16 protein-coding genes are annotated in these 18,958 nt (G+C 62.4%); 1 reads left to right on the forward strand and 15 read right to left on the reverse strand.

Going from position 1 to position 18,958, the window contains the following annotated elements:
* Positions 1-21 precede the first annotated feature (21 nt).
* Positions 22-1,140: a helix-turn-helix transcriptional regulator gene (locus tag DMP11_RS03670; protein WP_123185152.1), complete on the reverse strand. Its 1,119-nt coding sequence runs from the start codon at positions 1,138-1,140 to the stop codon at positions 22-24.
* A 271-nt stretch (positions 1,141-1,411) separates the two neighbouring features.
* Complete coding sequence (locus DMP11_RS10675) at positions 1,412-1,546, reverse strand: TetR-like C-terminal domain-containing protein (protein ID WP_369525283.1); 135 nt, start codon at positions 1,544-1,546, stop codon at positions 1,412-1,414.
* 67 nt (positions 1,547-1,613) lie between these two features.
* Here DMP11_RS10675 and DMP11_RS10590 point away from each other — a divergent pair, with 67 nt between their 5' ends.
* Positions 1,614-1,745: a hypothetical protein gene (locus tag DMP11_RS10590; RefSeq protein WP_257432410.1), complete on the forward strand. Its 132-nt coding sequence runs from the start codon at positions 1,614-1,616 to the stop codon at positions 1,743-1,745.
* Between the two features lie 12 nt (positions 1,746-1,757).
* Here the strand turns inward: DMP11_RS10590 and DMP11_RS03675 are convergent, their stop codons facing one another.
* The 13 genes from DMP11_RS03675 to DMP11_RS03735 all read right to left on the reverse strand — a co-directional run bounded on the left by DMP11_RS03675 (position 1,758) and on the right by DMP11_RS03735 (position 18,820).
* On the reverse strand, positions 1,758-3,038 hold the full coding sequence (locus tag DMP11_RS03675; RefSeq protein ID WP_161555286.1) for a serine/threonine protein kinase: 1,281 nt from the start codon (positions 3,036-3,038) through the stop codon (positions 1,758-1,760).
* 177 nt (positions 3,039-3,215) lie between these two features.
* A complete protein-coding gene (locus DMP11_RS03680; RefSeq protein ID WP_123185154.1) occupies positions 3,216-3,635 on the reverse strand; it encodes a helix-turn-helix domain-containing protein in 420 nt (139 codons plus the stop codon).
* A 99-nt stretch (positions 3,636-3,734) separates the two neighbouring features.
* The gene (locus tag DMP11_RS03685) at positions 3,735-4,448 is read right to left on the reverse strand and encodes a DUF5067 domain-containing protein (RefSeq protein WP_123185155.1); all 714 of its coding nucleotides are present in this window, start codon (positions 4,446-4,448) and stop codon (positions 3,735-3,737) included.
* 165 nt (positions 4,449-4,613) lie between these two features.
* Complete coding sequence (dcm, locus tag DMP11_RS03690) at positions 4,614-5,894, reverse strand: DNA (cytosine-5-)-methyltransferase (RefSeq protein ID WP_123185156.1); 1,281 nt, start codon at positions 5,892-5,894, stop codon at positions 4,614-4,616.
* 115 nt (positions 5,895-6,009) lie between these two features.
* On the reverse strand, positions 6,010-7,380 hold the full coding sequence (locus DMP11_RS03695) for a Sau3AI family type II restriction endonuclease (protein ID WP_123185157.1): 1,371 nt from the start codon (positions 7,378-7,380) through the stop codon (positions 6,010-6,012).
* A 72-nt stretch (positions 7,381-7,452) separates the two neighbouring features.
* Positions 7,453-8,115, reverse strand: a complete 663-nt coding sequence (locus DMP11_RS03700; protein ID WP_161555287.1) for an energy-coupled thiamine transporter ThiT — start codon at positions 8,113-8,115, stop codon at positions 7,453-7,455.
* Between the two features lie 9 nt (positions 8,116-8,124).
* A complete protein-coding gene (locus tag DMP11_RS03705) occupies positions 8,125-10,104 on the reverse strand; it encodes a GNAT family N-acetyltransferase (protein WP_161555288.1) in 1,980 nt (659 codons plus the stop codon).
* Between the two features lie 50 nt (positions 10,105-10,154).
* Complete coding sequence (locus DMP11_RS03710; protein ID WP_161555289.1) at positions 10,155-11,462, reverse strand: radical SAM protein; 1,308 nt, start codon at positions 11,460-11,462, stop codon at positions 10,155-10,157.
* A 1,343-nt stretch (positions 11,463-12,805) separates the two neighbouring features.
* Positions 12,806-14,074 (reverse strand): NrfD/PsrC family molybdoenzyme membrane anchor subunit, encoded by a 1,269-nt coding sequence (gene nrfD, locus DMP11_RS03715; RefSeq protein ID WP_214647024.1) that lies wholly within the window; start codon positions 14,072-14,074, stop codon positions 12,806-12,808.
* A 275-nt stretch (positions 14,075-14,349) separates the two neighbouring features.
* Positions 14,350-14,973 (reverse strand): 4Fe-4S dicluster domain-containing protein, encoded by a 624-nt coding sequence (locus DMP11_RS03720; RefSeq protein ID WP_123185161.1) that lies wholly within the window; start codon positions 14,971-14,973, stop codon positions 14,350-14,352.
* Entirely contained in the window at positions 14,974-17,457 is a 2,484-nt protein-coding gene (locus tag DMP11_RS03725; RefSeq protein WP_123185162.1) for a molybdopterin-containing oxidoreductase family protein, read from the reverse strand.
* A gap of 316 nt (positions 17,458-17,773) precedes the next feature.
* Positions 17,774-18,232 (reverse strand): GntR family transcriptional regulator, encoded by a 459-nt coding sequence (locus DMP11_RS03730; protein ID WP_161555290.1) that lies wholly within the window; start codon positions 18,230-18,232, stop codon positions 17,774-17,776.
* A gap of 138 nt (positions 18,233-18,370) precedes the next feature.
* Positions 18,371-18,820, reverse strand: coding sequence for a GNAT family N-acetyltransferase (locus DMP11_RS03735; RefSeq protein ID WP_123185164.1), 450 nt, complete (start codon positions 18,818-18,820; stop codon positions 18,371-18,373).
* Positions 18,821-18,958: the final 138 nt, after the last annotated feature.

Raw genomic sequence — 18,958 nt, forward strand, 5'->3', positions numbered from 1 at the left:
TCTCACACCCAACGCCTCACGCTACTCGCTGGGTTGGTCCTTCACAAAGGTTTGCACGACGATGGAAGCCACGGCGCACAGCAGGCCGCCGATCACCCACGCCATCCAGAACATAGGGCTGCGGTAGCCGGGCACCAACAGCATCACCAGCCCTACGATGGTGGCCACCACCATGATCACGCCGCACAAACCGCCGGTCAGCTGGCTTTTGCGACGACGGCGCTCCAAACGGGCGCGGGCGCGGGCCACTTCCTCCTCCGACGCGTCGGGCATGCCCAGAAGATCGCGAATTTGCTGGTCGCTGTACATGGTTCGCAGCGCCGCCGTGTCCTCGTAGGCCAGCGCCTTCCCCAAATCACTTTCGGCAATAGCCTGCTCGCGGGCATCGTTGTAGCCGGCAATGTTCAGCCGTCCCAGCATAATGCTGCCGCGCACGATGAGGGCCGCCCCTACCGCCACTGCGCCGATGAGCACCGACGCCGCCACCTGCTGCTGGACATCGGGGGCATTGTCAAAGTAAACGCACACCGTTACGCCGGCGAAGATGCAGATCAGGCCGCCGACGAGGTACCACACGAATTGCTGCTGGGCAATCCGGCGATCTTCGGCCGTGTAGAAGTCCTCCAAAAAAGGATGACTGCGCTGAAATTCCACATGCTGAAACGATGCAATCACCAAAAGCCCCACGCCTACGCCAATGCCTACGAACAGGGGAATCATCCCTAGCGCCTCTAAATTGGCATTGCCCCACAGCTCTCCCAGCCCGGCGATGCAGCAAAACAGCGCCGACCCCATTACGATGGAGAAGCAGCCCAGAGCAAGCTGCAGCGAGAACCGGCGCATGTGCTCATCGTAGCCGCACACGTCTTGCGGCGGGCCGCCGGCGCTCTCGCGCATAGCCCGGGCCTTCGCCTTCGCCGCCGCCGTTGGGGCCTGGACGGTGAGGTCGCCTTGCACCAAGTCGTCCAGGCTGCAATCGAATATCTGGCACATCTTCAGCAGCTTGTCCATTTCAGGGTAGGAGCGCTCGGCTTCCCATTTGGTGACCGACTGGCGGCTCACCCCCAAAAGCATGGCCAGCTGCTCTTGGGTCATAGAGTGGGTGGCGCGCAGGTACTGCAGGTTGTCGCGGAAACTCATTGTGCTATCGCTTTCTTTTCGTAGTCGGCCCCGTGAGACAGAGGGACGTCCCTAATGTCTCATAAGGCGGGAGACATTAGGGGCGTCCCTCTGTCTCACTCCTCTGTCTCACTTTCGTCTCACAGGCGCGGGCCGCAGGGGCTCATTCCAGTTGATCAACGGCCCTCACTCTATCGGTTGCGACGGGCCGGCTCCACCAACTTGCGGCATCTTTTTTCAAAATTTCCCGGCGCCTTCCGGTTGCTTTTCCCAGCTCAGCACCGCGCTTCCCCTATTGCAGCAGGTCCAGCAATATTTTATTTCCCGAAGAGGAAAACTCGAACAACCACTCGGTCATCCCCTCTGGCGAAATGGTCATGCCCGACCGCAGCCACTCCTTTATCACCTCGACGTAGGCGCTGGCGATGAACCGCGCTGCTTAAAGGAACTTCTCGCTGCAATCCCCTTCCTCGCCGAAAAAGAGGTTAATTGAGGTGGCGGCGGCTATATCCCGCAGCATCTCTGCCGATGCCGTGGCAGTGTACCACGACTCCACCAACTCCATGGCCGAACCCGCGCCCCAATTCGCAGTCTTCGCCCCCGCGCAGGAAGCCGCCTGCCTGTAAGGCCCGCGACATTTAAGCGCCAGCACCAGGCAGCCGCACCACGCCGCAGGCCACGAAAAAGATGCAGGCCACCAGCACAATGGCACCCACAGCCACAAGCCTTAAGCCCACTACCAGGCCTTTTCGGAATGTTTGACCAGCAAGGGCCGAGATGCGGCGCCGCAGCCAGCGTTTGTCCAACAAAGCATATGCAATGCCCGTAACCGGCAGCGCGAAGATTCCGCCGTATTCAAGAATACGGAACCACAGGGGCAGCGAGGCGTCTCCCACGTTCGGAACGAAGATGGCCACCAGTGCCACCACCACGAAAAACGCCCATACCAGGGCCAGCGCGCCGTTCCACACCATGCCCGCCACAAGCGACGGGCGCGACGGGGCAGCTTCAGGGCGTTCCGCATGGGGCTTCGGGCCACTTGAATTCGGGGCAGCCGGCCCCGAACCGCCGGGTGCCGGACCAACCGACTTGCCCCTCCCCTGCACAGCTTCCAGCTTGGCCATCGCGCTAAGAAAAGCTTTCTTCAACTGGCCCACCGTCTGGTACCGGGCAGCAGGGTCGAAGGCGCACGCGCGGGCCAACACCGCCTGCAGCGGTGCGGGAATTCGCTCGTCGGCGAACCCTTCCCGCACCATCGCTGGCGAAGGATCGCATTCGGTGAGCAGGTAATACAGAATCATTCCCATGGCGTATACATCACTGCGCACATCGGTTTGACCGTAGCCGAATTGCTCTGGCGGAGCGTAAGAACGAGTGCCGAAATGGGTGGTGTCCGCCTCGGCCCCGTCGCGGAACGACCGCGCTATGCCAAGGTCTATCACCGTCAGCTTGCCGTTGCCCACCAGGATGTTGGTGGGCTTCAGGTCGCGGTGAATCAGCGGGGCCGGTGCCAAACCGTGCAGCTCCGCCACCCCATCGCACAGCGCGGGAAACCATTGGGCCGCCAACTGGGGCGAAGGATCGCGGCGGTACACCTCTTCCCGCAGTGTGCAGCCCTCCACATACTCCATCACCACCACTAGCTCGCCATCGCGCTGGTGCACATCGTAGATATGAGGCAGGTGCGAGAAGTGGCGCCCGGCCCGCTGGGCCTCCAAAAGATGCGCGTACCCTTTCCCCATCTCCGCCTCGCTGCGAATGCGCTTGCGCACGAAAGGCCCTCGCTGAGCGCCGCCCGCGCCAGCAAGGTACACCAGCTCGGTCACCTCATGAGGGGCTTCCTTCAAAACTTTCTCCACGCGATAGCACTCATCGCGCTCCAGGGCATTCAGATACGTGGCAAGGGGATCGTTTTCCATGGAGTTCATGGTATCAAATCCGCAGGTCGCTTGGGCCCAAATGGCATCCGGGGATTGCCGGCCCCCTGGGCAAGACCCTGCAAGCGGAAGCGTCCCCCTTCGTCCGTTGGGAAAAAAGGAACGCCCCCCCCCGCTTTCGACAGAAGACCAGCGGGCAAAACATCAGCATGGGGAGCACTAGCTGAGAGTGGCTTCGCCGAATCGGTACAGGTCTTCTTCCGCCTGCTGCAGCGAAGCCCCCTGGGAAAGCGAGAAGATGATGATGGCGTCGCGGCGGTTTTTGCAGTACAGCTCGTTCACGCCACCCGCCTTCAGCAGCCGGTTTGCCTCCCGCAACGTGCAGCCCATGGCCAAGGCAATCTTGAGCAGGTTGTCCCGCGAGGCTTTTCGGGTGCCCGTGAAAACCTGGTAGCCGAAAGTCTCGTTTATGCCGGCGGCCCGCACCACCGCCGCGCGCTTCAGTCCCTTCGCCTCCAGCAGTTCGTTCAGATAATCAGAAAGGCTGCGCTGGCCCGCAGTGGCCTTCTTCATGAATGCCCGCGGATCGGGAGCGCTCAAAAGCTCGGCCAGCATGTCCTCTGTGAGCGGTTCCTCCACGCGCCTTTTTCTCCTTCGTCCCATCTCAGGCAGCCACCATTGTAAACGCGGGCCGCCGCGCAGGGCATCGACCCTCGGCGCAGCGGCCCCGTGAACTCGCTAGAACGAGAAAGTCTTTTCCGCCAGCAGCTCATCGCTGAAGCTGAACAGCTCTTCAACCTCCACCAGCACGTCGCTGGCGGTGTCGGTCAACTTATAAGCATCCTCATAGGTGATGGAGGCACCGGGCTTTACCTCGTTCATGGCCTTGGCGGTTTCGGCATCTTCCGTGAGAAAGGCCGTATCAAGCTCCACGCCGTTTTGGAACGCCTTGGCATGAACTGCCACCATAGGGCTTACCGCCTCGTCAGAGTTATTGGTGAACGTGTAAGACACCACCACAGCCGGGTTTCCCTGGTAGTCCTCCACCGTGCGCGCCTCCCCGATTACCACCTCATAAGGGGTGGATTCCTGGCTAGATTGCGCGGCCTGCGGCTGTTGGTCTTCTCCTTGAGCGGATTGCTGCTGCGCCGCCTGCTGCTGCGACGGGGCAGGGACGTCATCTGCCGTCTGTTGGCCGCTGCCCGCCGTAGCGTACATGGCCACCGTCACCACCAAGGCCAACACGCCTAACACCAGGCCAGCGATGGCGATGCCCTTGCCGCCCTTCGTCCCCTTCACCGTTTGCCAAATGCCCACACCCCCAAAAATCACGGCCAGCAGCACAAAGGGGAAAGACAGTAAATTGAGCAGCGGCACGAATGCGCTGAACAGCGCGATAATTCCCGTTACCAGCGAGGCCACCCCAAGGCCCGAAGTTGGTTTCTTTTCCATAACAGTCCCTTCTTCTGTAAGCTTGCGCTTCTGATAAACACCAGAGAAGGGTATCGGTTATGAACTGCGGTTTCATTAGCTGTCAGCTAAGGCGGCCGAACCCTCCACCGCAGCTGGCAGGGATAATTTCCCGGGCACCATAAAGAACAACCGAGCGGCCGGGAGTTAGCCCTGCTCCTCCCGAAGGCGCCGGGCAAGTTCTTGGCCAATGCGGTGCGGCACGCCCACTACCAGGGCGTTTCCCATGCAGAAAGCCCGCTGGGCATCGGTCATCCCAGTGTCAGTCCAGCCTTTGGGAAAGCCCTGCAGCCGGTCCAGCTCATCTGGTACCAAGCGCCGGTAACGGCCATCGATTTCCACCACATGCTTGAAGCGGGATGCCCCCGCGCCGCCCTCGCCGGTAAGAATGGTGCGCGATGGGTTGGTGAGCAAATCGGGGAAGGCCATCGAGCCCTCAGAATAGCGGTACTTGAACCCCGTGCGCTTGTCCACTCTCTCCTCGCTCTTCGAGCCTTTCAAATAACGCCATCGCTCCAGCTTGTCAGCAGGAATGAAGTAGCCTTCCGGCACCTCGGCCGTCGGCACCACCACATTCCCCAAGCAGCCGCGCTCCCCCTCGTAGGCCTCAGCAACGTCGCAAGTTGCCACCAAAAAGTTCTGCATGGTGCCAGCGGTACCGAACGGCGACTTACCCTTGCTGCCGGCATTGAACGACTGCGACACCACATAAGGGTCGTCCGGCAGTTGCACGCGGCCGAACGACTCCGGCTTCTTTATGGGCAACGCCGAAGACAGCACGCCGGAGGAAATGCGCCCTTCGGGGTCCCACGTCTGATTGGTAAGCTCCGCGAAGATGTACACCCGCTTGCGACGCTGGGGGAAGCCGTATTCGGCGCTGTTCACTACCCGCCATTCCACGGAATAGCCCAGGTCGGCTAAGCAGGTGAGCATAATGGCGAAGTCGCGGCCCCGCTGCGCGGCAGGGCTTTTCAGCAGGCGATCGACGTTCTCCAACAGAACGTACTTCGGTTTTTTCAGGAAGAGAAAGCGGTAGATGTCCCACCACAGCACGCCCTTTTTGCCCTCAATGCCGCCAGCTTGCGACAACGGCTTGGCCACACTGTAATCCTGGCACGGGAACCCTCCCACTACCATGTCGATTTCTTCGGGGATGCCATGGCGGTTATCGCCACGCTCGTAATCATCCAGCACGCGGTTGATGTCTTCGCAAACGCAGCTCCCCTGCCCGAAGCGCTGTTCATAGCAGCGCCAGGCGAACTGCTTGCCCTCACTTCCGGGCGGCTCCCACTGGTTGGCCCACACCGTTTGGAAAGGACCCGCCGCGCCCATGGCGAACTGGGGAAAGTCAGGGTTGTCGTACCCCTCCAAACCAAGGCGAAAGCCTCCAACGCCGGCAAAGAGCTCGGCAACTTTGATGGTTCTCATGGCACGTTTCTCCTATGCTGTCTGTGCCAGTATTCTCTTGCAGGCCATTCTATCCGATCCGCCCCATAAGATCAAGATCCAAAAATGGGACAGCGAGCAATCTGGCGCGAAAAACTCACTTTCCGGTGATTCGGGCAACCTCGCCTTTGAGATAGGCGGCGCTCAACCAGAAGCATTTCTTCACCACAGCGTCGCCCTGGGGCGTGGGCAGCGTGTCCTTGCTATCGCGGCCATGGGGCCTCACGTGGCAACAACGGTTCTCGGACGACTTGACGGACTCCTGGGCCCGGCCATCGCGCACCCGCCGCTGCATCTCTTCGTAACAGCGGCGCGCTTCTTCCACGTCCACCTCTGGCATTTGCCAAAAAGCCACATCCGCCAGGCGATAGGTTCCTCGCTCGGAAACGTCCTCCCGAAAAACAACGAAGAGGTACTTGTTGTCCAGATGTGCAGCGAAGTCGCTCTCCTCAAACGGCGTCTTCGCCAAGTCAAAGTAATCGAAGCAGGGAAACGACATCGACTCCTTGGGCGTACCGTTGGCTTTTACCCGCATCGTCTTGGGCTTGATGCCCGCTTTCTCGAATTCCTCGATTTTCGCATCGTTGGTCACGCCCAGAATGCGGCGGGTGATAAGCGCGCAGAGGTTTTTTGGCATTCGCGCCCCTGGTTTCCCAAGGCCAAACCGTTCCGCTAGCTGGGGCTCCGTCAGGCCGAAATATGGCGCGAACCGTTTGCGCACCAACTGCAGCAATGGCATGTTCTGCTCGTCTTGATCACGGCCAATGGGCTGCATCTCCCCCATCAGGCGATTGGTTATCGCCGTCATGAACGAGGCCTTCAGCGCCCAAGCCCGCGGCTTCGCCTCTATGGCGGAAAAGGGTTGCGGACGGCGAACCTGCGCATTGGCGGCTTTGGTGCACGCTTCCAAGTACAGCGTATCCGAGCCGGAAATCTCATGGGCCCGACCGCTGCGCACCTTCCCTACCACCGTTTCCCAATCTTGCTTAATCTGGGCAAGATCGCCCTTCGGCAAATTGGGAATGCTCACCAGCTCCGTCATAACCACGCGGTAATCCAGCGGACTGGCGTCAGGGGCCCACACATAGGAAACCAGCAGCATGTCCTTGGCTTTCTCCATAAGATGGCTGGTTTCAAAGGTTTCATGGACTACTCGCATGTAGTCGATCATACCGATGACCAGCCTTTCTTTGGCAACCAAGCGCCCATCCCGCGTCATCTTGAGCGGCGTTGTCTTCAACTCCAGCCCCGCTTCCCAGAAGTCCGCTTCCGACTCGTTGTTCACGTCCAACATGAAATAGCGGGATTCCACCGCGCTGCCGAACGAGCCTTTATTTTTACGGATGTCGTCAACCTCTTCGGCCCCCGTCTTCTCCCGCAACGTAGAACCCCGCAGCTGCTCCGCGTAGCGGCAGATGGACTGGCGATCCGCCGGATCGTACGGGAGGCTTTTACCAGCATTAGTCACCGGATGTTCCTTTCACTGCGCAGTTCCTCGCCAAAACAGGTGCGGCCAGCCGGGCCGCCGGCCGGCGCGGCCTTAGAACGAGCGGCGGGTGGGATCGGTTTTGGGGGTGGTGGCCACAAACTTCAGGTAATAGATGGCGTCCAGCACGGCGGGGATGCACAGCAACAGCACCGTGAACAGCGCCTCTATAAGCAGGTAGCTCATATCGTAGCTCACCGAGAACAGGAAATTCGCCCAAAAGCCCACGCGGTCGGGCGGGTAGAACAGGTTGGCCGACGCGATGTAGCAGGCCCCCAGGCAAAACACCCCCAGCACGTAGCCGGCCCTCAGCCCAAAGCTGTCGCGCGCCACGCCATCCTCCTCCCATTGCACGTTGCGTCGATTCAGCAAAAGGCCGCCCATGGCCATGGCGCCGCAGGCCAGCGGGTATTCCAGCAGCAGTGCCCCCGGATGGTAGTTGACGTATTCGCCGGTAAGGTAGGTTACCCCCAGTTTCAGCAGGCCAAACACCAGCCCGGCGCAAAACCCGTAGCGGGGACCGTAGAAAAACGTGATCAGCCACAAGAACAGCAAGCTGAAGCAGGTAACGGCTCCGCCATCGGGCAACACCACCGGCTTCACGGCGGAGAGCGCCGTGGCCACCGCCAGCAGCACGGCGGTCCAGAACAGCCGGTTGCCCCGCAAACGATCCAGCGGGCTCAGGCGAAATTGGGGGCGCGAATCAGTGGTTTCCACAGGCAACTCCTAATAACGGCGGGCTTCCAGGTGGCGCTTGCGGCGCTGGTTTATCAGCACCACCAGCACCAGCAGCAACGTGCCGCCCAGAATGCCATAATTGATGGTGGTTTGAGCGTACACCGCCTCGATGCCCATCTCCTGGTAAAACCCTTGCAGCAGCTCGATGAACAGCGGCTGCAGCTGGGCCACCGCCAACAAGATGGCCACGATGTTGATCACCATGCCGTTGCGGCTTTCCGTGATGGCCGCCTTCGAGGCCACCACGTGCTCCAGGTACTCCTGCTGTTCGCTGTAGGCGTCGTGCAGCTGCTGGTTCATAAACGCCTCCCGCAGCTGCGCCGCTTCCATCTGCGACGACAGGTACTTGAAGTTCTGCATCTCCCAAAACCGCACCGTGGCGCCGTATTCGCGGTCGATTATCAGCTTGGTTTCCGGTGTGATGTCGGTGCTTTCCTCCAGGATGCCCGTCACCCGCTTGGCTGCCTTCGCCAGCGCAGTGTTCTGGAACAGCGTGAGGATGATGACGAACAGGTAGTCGGCGAAGAAGTCGATGCGCTGGCTGATGTCGGGGGCAAAACGCTTGTCGACGTACACCACCGCCCGCTGCGAAAGGTACGCCTCATAGTGGTCGAACTGCGAGCGGTTGGTTTCGCTTGCGCTGTTGATGGGATCGCAGTCGATGCAGTATTCCCGCTCGAAGTTGTGATAGGCCTCCCCCGCCAGCATGTCCTGCAGCTCGCGCCGATCGCGCGGCTTTTGGGAAAGGCACAGCGCGCAGGTGGCGTTTCCGCAGGCGTGCAGGCCATATTTCTCCAGCAAATAGCCGGCGAAGAACACGTCCCGCGGCAACTCGGCGACCTGCACGGTGCCCTGCTCGCCGTGCTTCGCCAGTACCTGCTGCTCTTCGGCCGCGCCCGGCCGCACCAGCGCCTTCCAGCCCAGCACCGAAATGGCGCTGCCCAGATCGGCCGGCTTTGCCACTTTCAAATAATCGAAGGAAACCTGGTCCTCCATCTGGGTCATGGAATAGGGAAACGCCGGCAGCAAGGTGCACAGCACGTACATGTGGGTTTTCGGATGGGCCACCAGCACCGAGTGGCCGCGGGCGTGCCCCACCACCACCTCGCGGGATGGGTCTTCCAGCCCCGCGTACTCGTCGGTGGTTTGCAGGAAATCGAAGCTGCCCAGGTAGGCCAGCTGCAGCTCCTTCACCACTTCGTTGCTGCACTCGTAAGCGATGCAATCGCGCAAATCGGCCATCAGCTCGTCGGCCAGCGCTCGGTCGGCCGCCGTGCCCGGCACCTGCGCCGCCCCCGTTCGCGCGTCCTCCAAAAAATGACCGATGCGCAGGTTATCGCGATGGTCGGCCAAAGGCATCAGCAGGTACATATCACCCTTGTAGCTTTTTACCTCCAGCTGGCCCGCCAGAAAATGCTGCAGCAGCTTGCCGTCGCAGATGTACACGGTATTGCCGTCGGCCAGCGTGCGCACCTCGCGGAACAGGTAGTTCGCCAGCGCCTTCTTACCATCGGGCGATACCGCCGTGCCCATGATGTCGGTGATGGGAAAGCCTTGCGCTTGCAGGCGGTTCAGATAGTCGATAAGCCCGTTGGACAGCAGTTTGATCGCCTCGGTGCCCTGGTAGGCGGGGTGCACCGCCAACGAAATGATGAATAGGTGATTCTCGTCGGCCCGGTACGGCGCCACCTCTTCCGGGGCAATGTCGTCGTCGCGTATCACCGGGCTACGCTCCAGGTTGTCCCGGTACAGCCCCTCTTCGCAGGGGAAGAAGTTCACGTAACCGGCCAGCTGCCCCGTATCGGCGTCCTCCACGAACACGAACGACTGGCGGTTCTTCAGGAAGCGGTCCACCGTTTTCTGCGGGTCGCCCCAATAGGCTTCTTCGTAGCATGCGCGGTCTACCGGCACCAACTTGTCCAGGTAGGCAACGTCCACCTCTTCGCCGAAACGCACTATGTAGCTCACGGGCTTCCCTTCCCTGTTCTGCACGGCCCCTGCCGCCGCCCCGTCACAGATTATGCCAGATGCAGCGCCAGTTCGCGCACCCCCAAGCCGCTGTCGTAGCGCTCCAGGGCGTTAAACGAGATGGCCGACAGCACGCCCGCCCCGGCCAACAGCGACAAATGGCGCGGATGGAACTGTAGGCTCTCCTCATCGGCGTCCTTTTGGCAAGCCGCGCCCGCAGCCTTGAGCAGCCGCTGGGCCACCGGCACATCGCCGTCGAACACCTTGGCGGTTTTCCAGAAAAAGTCTTCCGTGTCGAACTGCCACAGCGCACCGTCCAGCCGCGCCTGGGTGTTCTGCTGGTGCATCTGCATGCGGTTCTTGTTCTCCAGCGAGCAATAGTGCACCCCCAGCGCAAGGCCTTCGTCCATGGCCCATTCCAGCAGCTCCAGACACACCAGCTCGCTGCCGGCCACCGGCAGGCCGCCGGCGTAGGTGTATTCGTAGGGGATGGCGAAGGGCGGGTTGGCTATCCGATAGCCGCGCTGGGCGAAGGGGGCCCAATCCCCCATGGGGTAGCCGAACTCCAGCAGGTTGACGCCGAACGCGCCGATGGCGTCCATGCCCCGCAACAGGCCCTTCATCTCTTCTTTCATCTCCGGGGCCACTGGCATTTCCACCATCACTTCAGGGATGTGCCGCTTGGCCATGGCCAACCGCCGCACCGCCTCGTCAAAGGCGCCGGGCTCGTCCGGCTTCACCGAAAGGCGCAGCTCCTGCAGCCCCGCTTGGGCCAGCTGGGCCGCCAGCGATTCGTCCAGGAAGTCGCCATCGCTGTAAAGGCGCAGGTGGGCCTGGGGGGCCTTCGCCTTCACGTGGGCGAAAAAGGCCAGCGCTTCAGTGGGGTGCAGCAGCGGTTCGCCGCCCGTGAGCGCCACGTGGGTCACCGGCACGTCGCCGTCCAGAAACTCGTCCACTTCGGCGCGCCAGTTTTTCTTCAGCAGCTTGTCTGCCTCATAGTTCACCTGGTTTTTATTGAAGCAGAAGTAGCAGTCGCGGTTGCAAGAGAGCGACAGGTAGAAGGTGCGGCTGCCGTTGTCGTCGGCGCAGGCCACGCAAGCGCTGGACAGCGGGCCGCAGGAAATGCTGGCGCCGCCGTTGCGGAACCGGGCGCCTTTTTCACGCAGCCGTTGCAGCACCGCTTGGCGCGCAGCGGTGTCCTGGTTGCGGGGAGCGAAGTCGATGCCGAAGCCAGCTAAGCCGTCCACGTATTCCTGGCCGATGGCGTCGTATTCCGCCAGCCACGCCGCCAGCGTGGGCCGCTGGGCCAGCAGGCGCTCCACCTCGTCGGACCGGGCGACGGAAACCCCGCCCCCCAAAGCCGCACCTGCCGAGGCGGTGTTTGCTGAGACGGCATCAATCGAAACGTCACCCGCAGAGGTGGCAACCGCCGCAACGGCACTCTCCGAGATGGCATCCTCCGAGGCGGCACCTCTCGAAACGGCGGCCGCCGGAACAGCGCTCCCTGAGATGGTGGTTGTCGAGGCGTTGCTTGCCAGAGCAGCTCCCCCCGAGATAGCGCCTCCCGAGACGGCATCTGCCGATCCAACGTTTGCCAAGACGGCATCCTCCGAAAAAGGACCCCTCTCAAAACCCTGCATTTCGCTCACTTGCTCCCCTTTGTCATCGACCCCTTTTCCAGCAATTATACCGAAGCCCTCCCAACGGCCATCGCCGTCTACCTCTCAGCAGAAAACAAGCTCGGGAAATTCACAGCCCACCCCTCCGCCGCTGCCACGAAGCGCTTTGGCGGAAATAGGCGCCTATTCCTGCCGCAAGACCAATCGACACGCCCCCCAACCCAAGTCGTGGCGGAACTAGGCGCCTATTTCTGCCAATGCCCAGCATAACGCTCTCCCCGTTCCCAACCGTGGCGGAAATAGGGGCCTATTTCCGCCACAGCGCCCGGACAAGCGGGCTAATCCGGGCAGAGGACGGGGCCAACGGAATTCCGGTCGAGGAGCTACCCGGACAAGCGCGGTAATCCGGGTAAATAGACAACCCGGCGACACGCCGGCAGGCCGTTTGCCCGGACAAGCGGGGCAATCCGGGCAGAGGGCTAGGTGCAACGCCGCATGGCCGGGGGTTTGCCCGAACAAGCGGGGTTATCCGGGCAAAAGGTGACGGGCGAGACAAGACAATGCAAAGCTTGACCGGACAAGCGGGCTAATCCGGGCAGAGGGCGGGTTTAGCGGGGATCCAGCCGGAGGTTTGACCGGACAAGCGGGGTAATCCGGGCAGAAGCGGAAGGGAGAGGTGGGTGTCGGCCGAGGACGGGAAGGAGGCCGGACGCAAGGACGCCCCCGCCGGAGGTGGCGAGGGCGCTGCGCGGGGAGGGAGGTTGTTGCGGGCGGACCGGGGGCCGGCCCTCAAGCGCACTGGGCCTGGCGTCCTTCCGGCATCAGGCAGGCGCACCGACCCGACCCTTCGTAGGGCAGAGATTCTATCTCTGCCTGAGCGGCGAGTCGATCCGGGGCCCCGGTCGGCCGGGCGACTGCCGAGCTGCCGCCCGTCGGCGGGCCGGTTCGGACAGGGGCGCCGCCGGGGGCACCGGGCCGGACGCAAGGACGCCCCCGCCGGAGGTGGCGAGGGCGCTGCGCGGGGAGGGAGGTTGTCGCGGGAGGCCGGACCGGCCGCCCTCTCGGCATCGGGCGGATGCGGGCTACTTGCCCCCGGCGGGCTTGAGGGGCAGGAGCTTCAGCCCCAGGAAGAAGATGAGGAAGGACAGGCCGACGACCCCGAGGGCGATGCCGAGCTCCAGCGGGGTGGGCCAGTACACCATGCCCTGATAGGCCTGGGCCATGTTGCCCTCCCAGTCGGTGACGGTGAAGGGGGTCAGCACGGCGGGCCAGTCGATGTTGGCCACCTGGAAGCCGCCCACCAGCAGCTGCACGCGCTTGCAGAAGATGGCGGCGATGGCGAACAGGCCGGCCGCCACCAGCATGGGCGTGGTGCGCAGCCGCGGCACCACGCAGATGATCACGGCCAGCGCGGAGAGGACGACCTCGCCCCAGAAGAAGGGAGCCAGCGGGCCGGACACCAGCATGGCCACGATCTCGGCGCCGGAAGCGGCCGGGAAGCCCTCGGTGAGCAGGTCGCAGCCGAAGAAGTAGAGGTCCACCAGCAGGAACGCGGCCAGCAGCTTCGCGAGCTTCACGAGGTCGGCCTGCTCCCACTTCAGGTACCCCGCGGCGCGAAGGGCGACCGCGGCGCAGATCACGAGGCCGGTGCCGCACACCAAGGCCGAGCTCACGAACCAGGGGGCCAGAAGGGCGGTGTGCCACATCTCGTGGCTCTGCTGCAGGCCGAAGATCCAGGCGGTGACGGAGTGCACCATGACGGCGCACACGAGCGCGACGACCGAGATGACGCGCAGGGCGGCGTGGGAGACCTTGCCCTTCTCGGCGGCGATCTGGGCCCAGAGGTACACGCAGGACAGCATCAGGTACACCATGAGCACGATGATGTCCCACATGAGGGGCGAGCCCAAGTTCGAGTACACGAACAGCTCCCACACGCGCAGGGGCTGGCCCATGTCCACCACCACGAAGCCGATGGCGCCCACGGTGGCGGCGATGGAGGTCATCACGGCCACCTTGCTTATGCCGCCGAAGCCCTTGACGCCGAAGGCCTTGGGAACGGAAGAGATGATCAGGCCGCCGGCGGAGAGGCCCACGAAGAACATGAAGCAGGTGATGTACAGGCCCCAGGAGTCCAGGTTGCGCATGGCGGTCTGGACCATGCCGCCGGACATCTGCACCACCCAAAGCGCGATGCCGATAGCGGCAACGATGGCGGAAATGCCGATGGCCACGTTCAGCCCGCGGCTCTTCGCGGCCGCGCGAGCGCCGACCGCCTCGCGGGCCTTCGCGGGCGCCGCGGCGGGCACGTCGAGGTCGTCCATGACGGCCTCGGAGTTGTAGTTAGTCATAAGGCTCTCCTTATACAGAGTTGCAATTCGTTTCGGGCCCGGCAGGGCCCGCATCCCCTCGCCGCCAAGGCAGAGATAGAATCTCTGCCCTACGAAAAAACAGCCTTGCAGGTCCTACCGAGCGAGCGAGGGGCGCTGTGGCGCCCGCAATTGCCCTGAAGGCCGGCCGAGCGTGCTTCGGCACGTGAGGGAAAGGCCTGAAGGGCAAGGGCGGGCGGCCGCAGTGCGCCGCAGCGCCGAGGACTTCCGATGGCCGGCAGGCTATTGGAGCCGAGCTACACCAGGTAGTACACGCTAGGCTTGGTGCCCTTTTCTTCCAGCAGGTGGGTGTATTGGCGGCTGGCCACCTTCTTCGCCACTTCGCTGTTCGGGTCGTCCAAATCGCCCCAGAAACGGGCACGGGCGGGGCACAGATCCATGCAGGAGGGCACCTCGCCCTTGGAAATGCGCTGATAACAGAAGGTGCACTTCTCCACCACGTGCTTTTGGTGGGCCGGCGCATCGGCATCGCCCACATCGTGGCCGAGGCAGTACTGCGGCTCGTCCCAGTTGAAGCTGCGCACGCCGCTATAGGGACAGGCGCTCATGCACATGCGGCAGCCGATGCACTTGTCGTAGTCCTGGCGCACCACGCCGGTCTCCGGGTCCTTGTAGGTGGCCCCCACCGGGCATACCTTCACGCAGGCAGGGTTCTCGCAATGCTGGCATCCCATGGGGAAGTAGCGCATGGACAGGTTGCCCCCGTCAGACGCCGGCGTGTCGGGCATGTCGCCGCCGTCGGTGAGCACGCGGCTCCACATCACGCCGTCCGGCACGTTGTTCGCTTGCTTGCAGGCAAGCGTGCAGGCATTGCAGCCCACGCAGCGCTTGGTGTCGATAGCCATTCCGTAGCGAGCCATTTATTCCACGCTCCCTTCGTAACGCTCCACTTCACACAGGAAGTCGTAGTAGGCGTTGTTGTAGCAGAAATCGTTCATCACGCGCGAGGTGAGGTTCTGGGCGTGGCCGCTGACGTACTGGTCCTCACGGAAACCGTGGGGAATGCCAATCACGCCCTGCATGATGCCATCGGTGACCAACGCCTTCAGCACCACATCGCCGCGGTCGTTGAAAGCACGCACGTAGTCGCCCTGGGCGATGCCGCGCTCGGCCGCATCCTGGCTGTTAATCTTCAGCACCGGCTCGGGCTCCAACTCGCGCAGCCACGGGGTGAAAGCGGTTTGGGAATGCACGTGGTATTTCGTGTGCTCGCTGCAGCCCATCAGCGGATACTGGCTGCGCAGCAGATTCTCCCAATAGGCCTCGTTAGCGGGCATAAAGTAAGGGCGCTTCTCGTAATCGGCCACCTCTTGGCCGCTCACGATGCGCGGCGTAGGCGCCTCCATGTAGAACTTCAGCCGCTCGCCCTCGGCCGAGCCGATCTTCATTTCCACATGCGATGCCGGCGAAAGCGGGCTGCGCACCATCTCGCCGCTGGCCAGCTTTTCGTAGGTGACCCCCAGCGGGGCGGTGGTTTCCGCCTCCACGATTTGCTTGATGAAGTCGCCGTCGGTGGGGCCGTCGGCGTAGATGGCATCCATCTGCAGCGCAGCCGCCACCAGGCGCATGATGTCAATGTCGGACTTGCTCTCATACAGCGGATCCACGCACTTCTGGTGGTACATCAAATACGGCGTGGGGCAACCGGAGTCGTAATCCTCCACCTCGAACACGTGCGGCACCGGCAGCACCACGTCGGCGTACATGGCGGTGTCGGTCATGGACACATCGGCCACCACCACAAACGGCACCTTCTTGAAGGCCTCGATCAGCTCCGTGCGGCCGCTCTCGCAACACAGCGGATTGCCGTTCATCACCCACAGCACCTGCAGGTCAACGGGGGTTTCGCCCCATATCTTAGTTTCCAGCACATCCGGCAGCGCCATGCTGGGAACGTTGGCGCCCACGCGGCCGTACATGTAGGGCATGTAGTTGGAAACGCCCGTGAACGGCGACGTGTTGCGGCAAATAGCGGTGCCCGGCAGGCCGTAGTTGGCGGTTTGGGCGCACAGCAGCGCCATGTTCTTGTAGTTGTGGTGGGAATTCACGTGATGGCCCAGCCCCTGATAACCCAGGTTCCAAATGCCGCCCTGCGCGTAAATCTCCGCCAGCTCCACCACCGTCTCCTCCGGCACGCCGGTAATCTCGGCGGCACGGGCGGCGGTGTATTCGGTGATGTGGTCCAGGCACTCCTGATAGCAAGTTTTGTAGCTGGCGCCATCGGCGGCCGCGTGGGTGCCCAGAATGGCCGGCTGCTGCGCCGCCTCCAGCGCCTTTACGGTGCCGTCCGCCTCGTCGAACACCGCCGGCGAATCCAAAACGATGGGCATGCCGGTCATGGGGTTGATGCCCGCCTCGATGGGCTCAACGCCGAACGCGCTCATACGCAGGAAAGTGCCGTCTTCCTTCACCAGGAACGGGGCCTGGGTGTAGGCGCGCATGTAATCCACATTCTCCAGCTGGTTGGCGGCGATGTGGTTGATCATGGCCAGCATCAGCGCGCCGTCGGTGCCAGGGCGGATGGGGATGTAGCGGTCGGAATGGGCAGCGGTGGCGCTGTACTGCGGATCGATGGTGATCAGCGGAATGCCCTTCTCGCGGGCGTCGCACACGTAGTGCCAGATGTGCACATCGGACTCGTCCGGCCGGCCGCCCCAGCAGATCATGGTTTTGGAATTCACCACGTCATCGGCGGAGTTGCCGTTCTGGCCGAAGCCCAGCATCTGCACGTGCATCTGGGCGTAGTCCGAGCACGCCCCCAGCACGGTGCAGCCGACCGCGGTGATGAAGCGGCCGTAGGCGAAGGACATGTAGCCGCCGGTGGCGCCGTTCAGCACGCCGTAGGAAGCGTAGGAGGACATGAAGCCGATGGAAGTGCCGCCGCCGCTTTGCAGCGCCGCCCCCATGTTTTGGGCGATGAGCCCGATGGCTTCGTCCCAGGAGATGCGCTCCCACTGGCCGGCGCCGCGCTCGGTGCCGTCAACGCGCTTCATGGGGTACTGCACGCGGTCGGGGTCGTACTGGCGCTGCGGTTGGGTTTGCCCCTTCACGCACAGGCGGCGCCAGCCCTCGTCCCCCTCGGGGTACTCCATGGCCGAAACCTTCACCACTTTGCCGTCGCGCACCGTCACCTTCTGATGGCACTTGCTGCCGCAGTTGCCGCGACAACCGCTGTGGAAGTACTGCTCGGCGGCCGAGGCCTCCGCATGGGCCTCGCCTGCGGCCACCCCGGCTAGCGTGGCGCCAGTGCCTGCCAAAGCGGTGACGCCCGCCACGGCCCCCGTAGCTTTCAAGAAGCTGCGGCGGGTGAGCTGCGCGGATGCTTGATGAGTATTCCCTGTCATCAATTTCCTCCCTCTCGTTTCGCCGCCCCGCAGGGCAGCGCCTCATCGGAGGGGCCAAATGGCAGGGCGAAGCGGCACGGGCCGCCCCCATCAGGCTGCACGAAATCAAGACCCCCGCAGGCGCCTCTTTCAAACAGTCCGATTGATTCCCTCTGCGAGCCGCTCTTCCCTTAGGCCGCTCGCCTTTCCCTCCAACTTACTGGAGGCAGAATAACAAATTGTTCCGTAACAATCAAGACTGTTACGGAACAATTTTCAGTGCCTCGCTTGCAGAAGAAACGCCCTGATGGGCAGGGAAGTTGGGCTATCGCCCCCGCTAGCGTCCCTCTTTTTCGGTCTGCTCGGCCTCTTCGCGGTACAGATCCATAATGGCGTCGCGGTTGTCGGGGTCCAGCGTGCGCGCTGCCACGGCGTAGGCCACAGCATCCGCCACTCCGTCCAGTGGCATGCCCATCGCCGTATAGGCATCGATGAAATCGTTAAGCAGCTTAGCGGCCTTCGGAAAGTCAGAGTCTATCATGTTGTCAGTGCGGCGCCGCACCCGCACACCACTGCCCTGTTGCGACTCAAGGTATCCGGTAGCGCGCAGATAGCGGTAGCACTGGTTGATGACCGATGGGCTAACTTCCAGCTGCTGGGCCAGGCCGCGTACCGTGGGCATCTTCTGCTCGGGCTGCAGCTGACCGTGGCGAATCATGTTCACAATTTGGCTACGCAGCTGAACCCATAGCGGCGTAGGACTGTCTTTGTCTAATTGGAATTGCGGTTGCGCCATTATGCCATCCTTTGGAACCATCGTATTTCCCCATAAGGATAACCCATCTTCCTCTTTTGGCAAAAGCGGATATCCCCTGCTCTTCGGCAAGTTTGAGCAGCACGACCCAGAATTAAAGCTGCGCCGTTGCACCCTCTCCTAAGTCGAAAGGCGCTTCTCCATCCACTGGTGCTCCACGTGCTCGTCAAATTCAACGGGCCCGTAGGCAACATAGCCCGCCTTCGCGTACAGGGGCTGGGCGTAACACTGGGCATGCAGATGCATCTCGGCAGCGCCGCTCTGCCGGGCAAGCTGTTCCGCCTCGGCCAAAATACGCGAGCCCATGCCCTTGCCCCGCCGGGAAGGCAGCACCGCCAAACGGCCAAACACCCAACGGCCAGGCGCGGTTTCAAGGCCCGGCTCCATGTCGGAGGGGAAAATGCGGGCACAACCCACCAGTTCGCCCTCGTCGTAGGCAGTCAGGTGAATGGTGCGCGGGTCTTCGTCCACTGCATCAAATTCGTTCTGGAAACCCTGCTCTTCCATGAACACCTTGCGACGAATTTCAGCTGCATCGGCAAAAACGTCGGAACGAAAAGAAAGCGTCATGCAAGCTCCTATCAGGCGAAAAGTATTTGCAAAGGATACCAAAACGAGACAAAGGGACAACCCTAATGTCTCATCGGGGGGTTGGGTCGGCCCGACAGGCTCGGCACTCGACGCTCCCCTAATCCGCTTGACCGAACC

It is taken from the genome of Parvibacter caecicola (genome assembly GCF_003725335.1).
GTDB lineage: Bacteria > Actinomycetota > Coriobacteriia > Coriobacteriales > Eggerthellaceae > Parvibacter > Parvibacter caecicola.

Excerpts from the sequence above, each read along its gene's own strand:
- DMP11_RS03730 (WP_161555290.1), bottom strand. The coding sequence starts at position 18,232 with ATGGCGCAACCGCAATTCCAATTAGACAAAGACAGTCCTACGCCGCTA.
- nrfD (WP_214647024.1), bottom strand. The coding sequence starts at position 14,074 with ATGACTAACTACAACTCCGAGGCCGTCATGGACGACCTCGACGTGCCC.
- DMP11_RS03685 (WP_123185155.1), bottom strand. The coding sequence starts at position 4,448 with ATGGAAAAGAAACCAACTTCGGGCCTTGGGGTGGCCTCGCTGGTAACG.
- DMP11_RS03725 (WP_123185162.1), bottom strand. The coding sequence starts at position 17,457 with ATGACAGGGAATACTCATCAAGCATCCGCGCAGCTCACCCGCCGCAGC.
- DMP11_RS03670 (WP_123185152.1), bottom strand. The coding sequence starts at position 1,140 with ATGAGTTTCCGCGACAACCTGCAGTACCTGCGCGCCACCCACTCTATG.
- dcm (WP_123185156.1), bottom strand. The coding sequence starts at position 5,894 with ATGAGAACCATCAAAGTTGCCGAGCTCTTTGCCGGCGTTGGAGGCTTT.
- DMP11_RS03735 (WP_123185164.1), bottom strand. The coding sequence starts at position 18,820 with ATGACGCTTTCTTTTCGTTCCGACGTTTTTGCCGATGCAGCTGAAATT.
- DMP11_RS03675 (WP_161555286.1), bottom strand. The coding sequence starts at position 3,038 with ATGGAAAACGATCCCCTTGCCACGTATCTGAATGCCCTGGAGCGCGAT.
- DMP11_RS03720 (WP_123185161.1), bottom strand. The coding sequence starts at position 14,973 with ATGGCTCGCTACGGAATGGCTATCGACACCAAGCGCTGCGTGGGCTGC.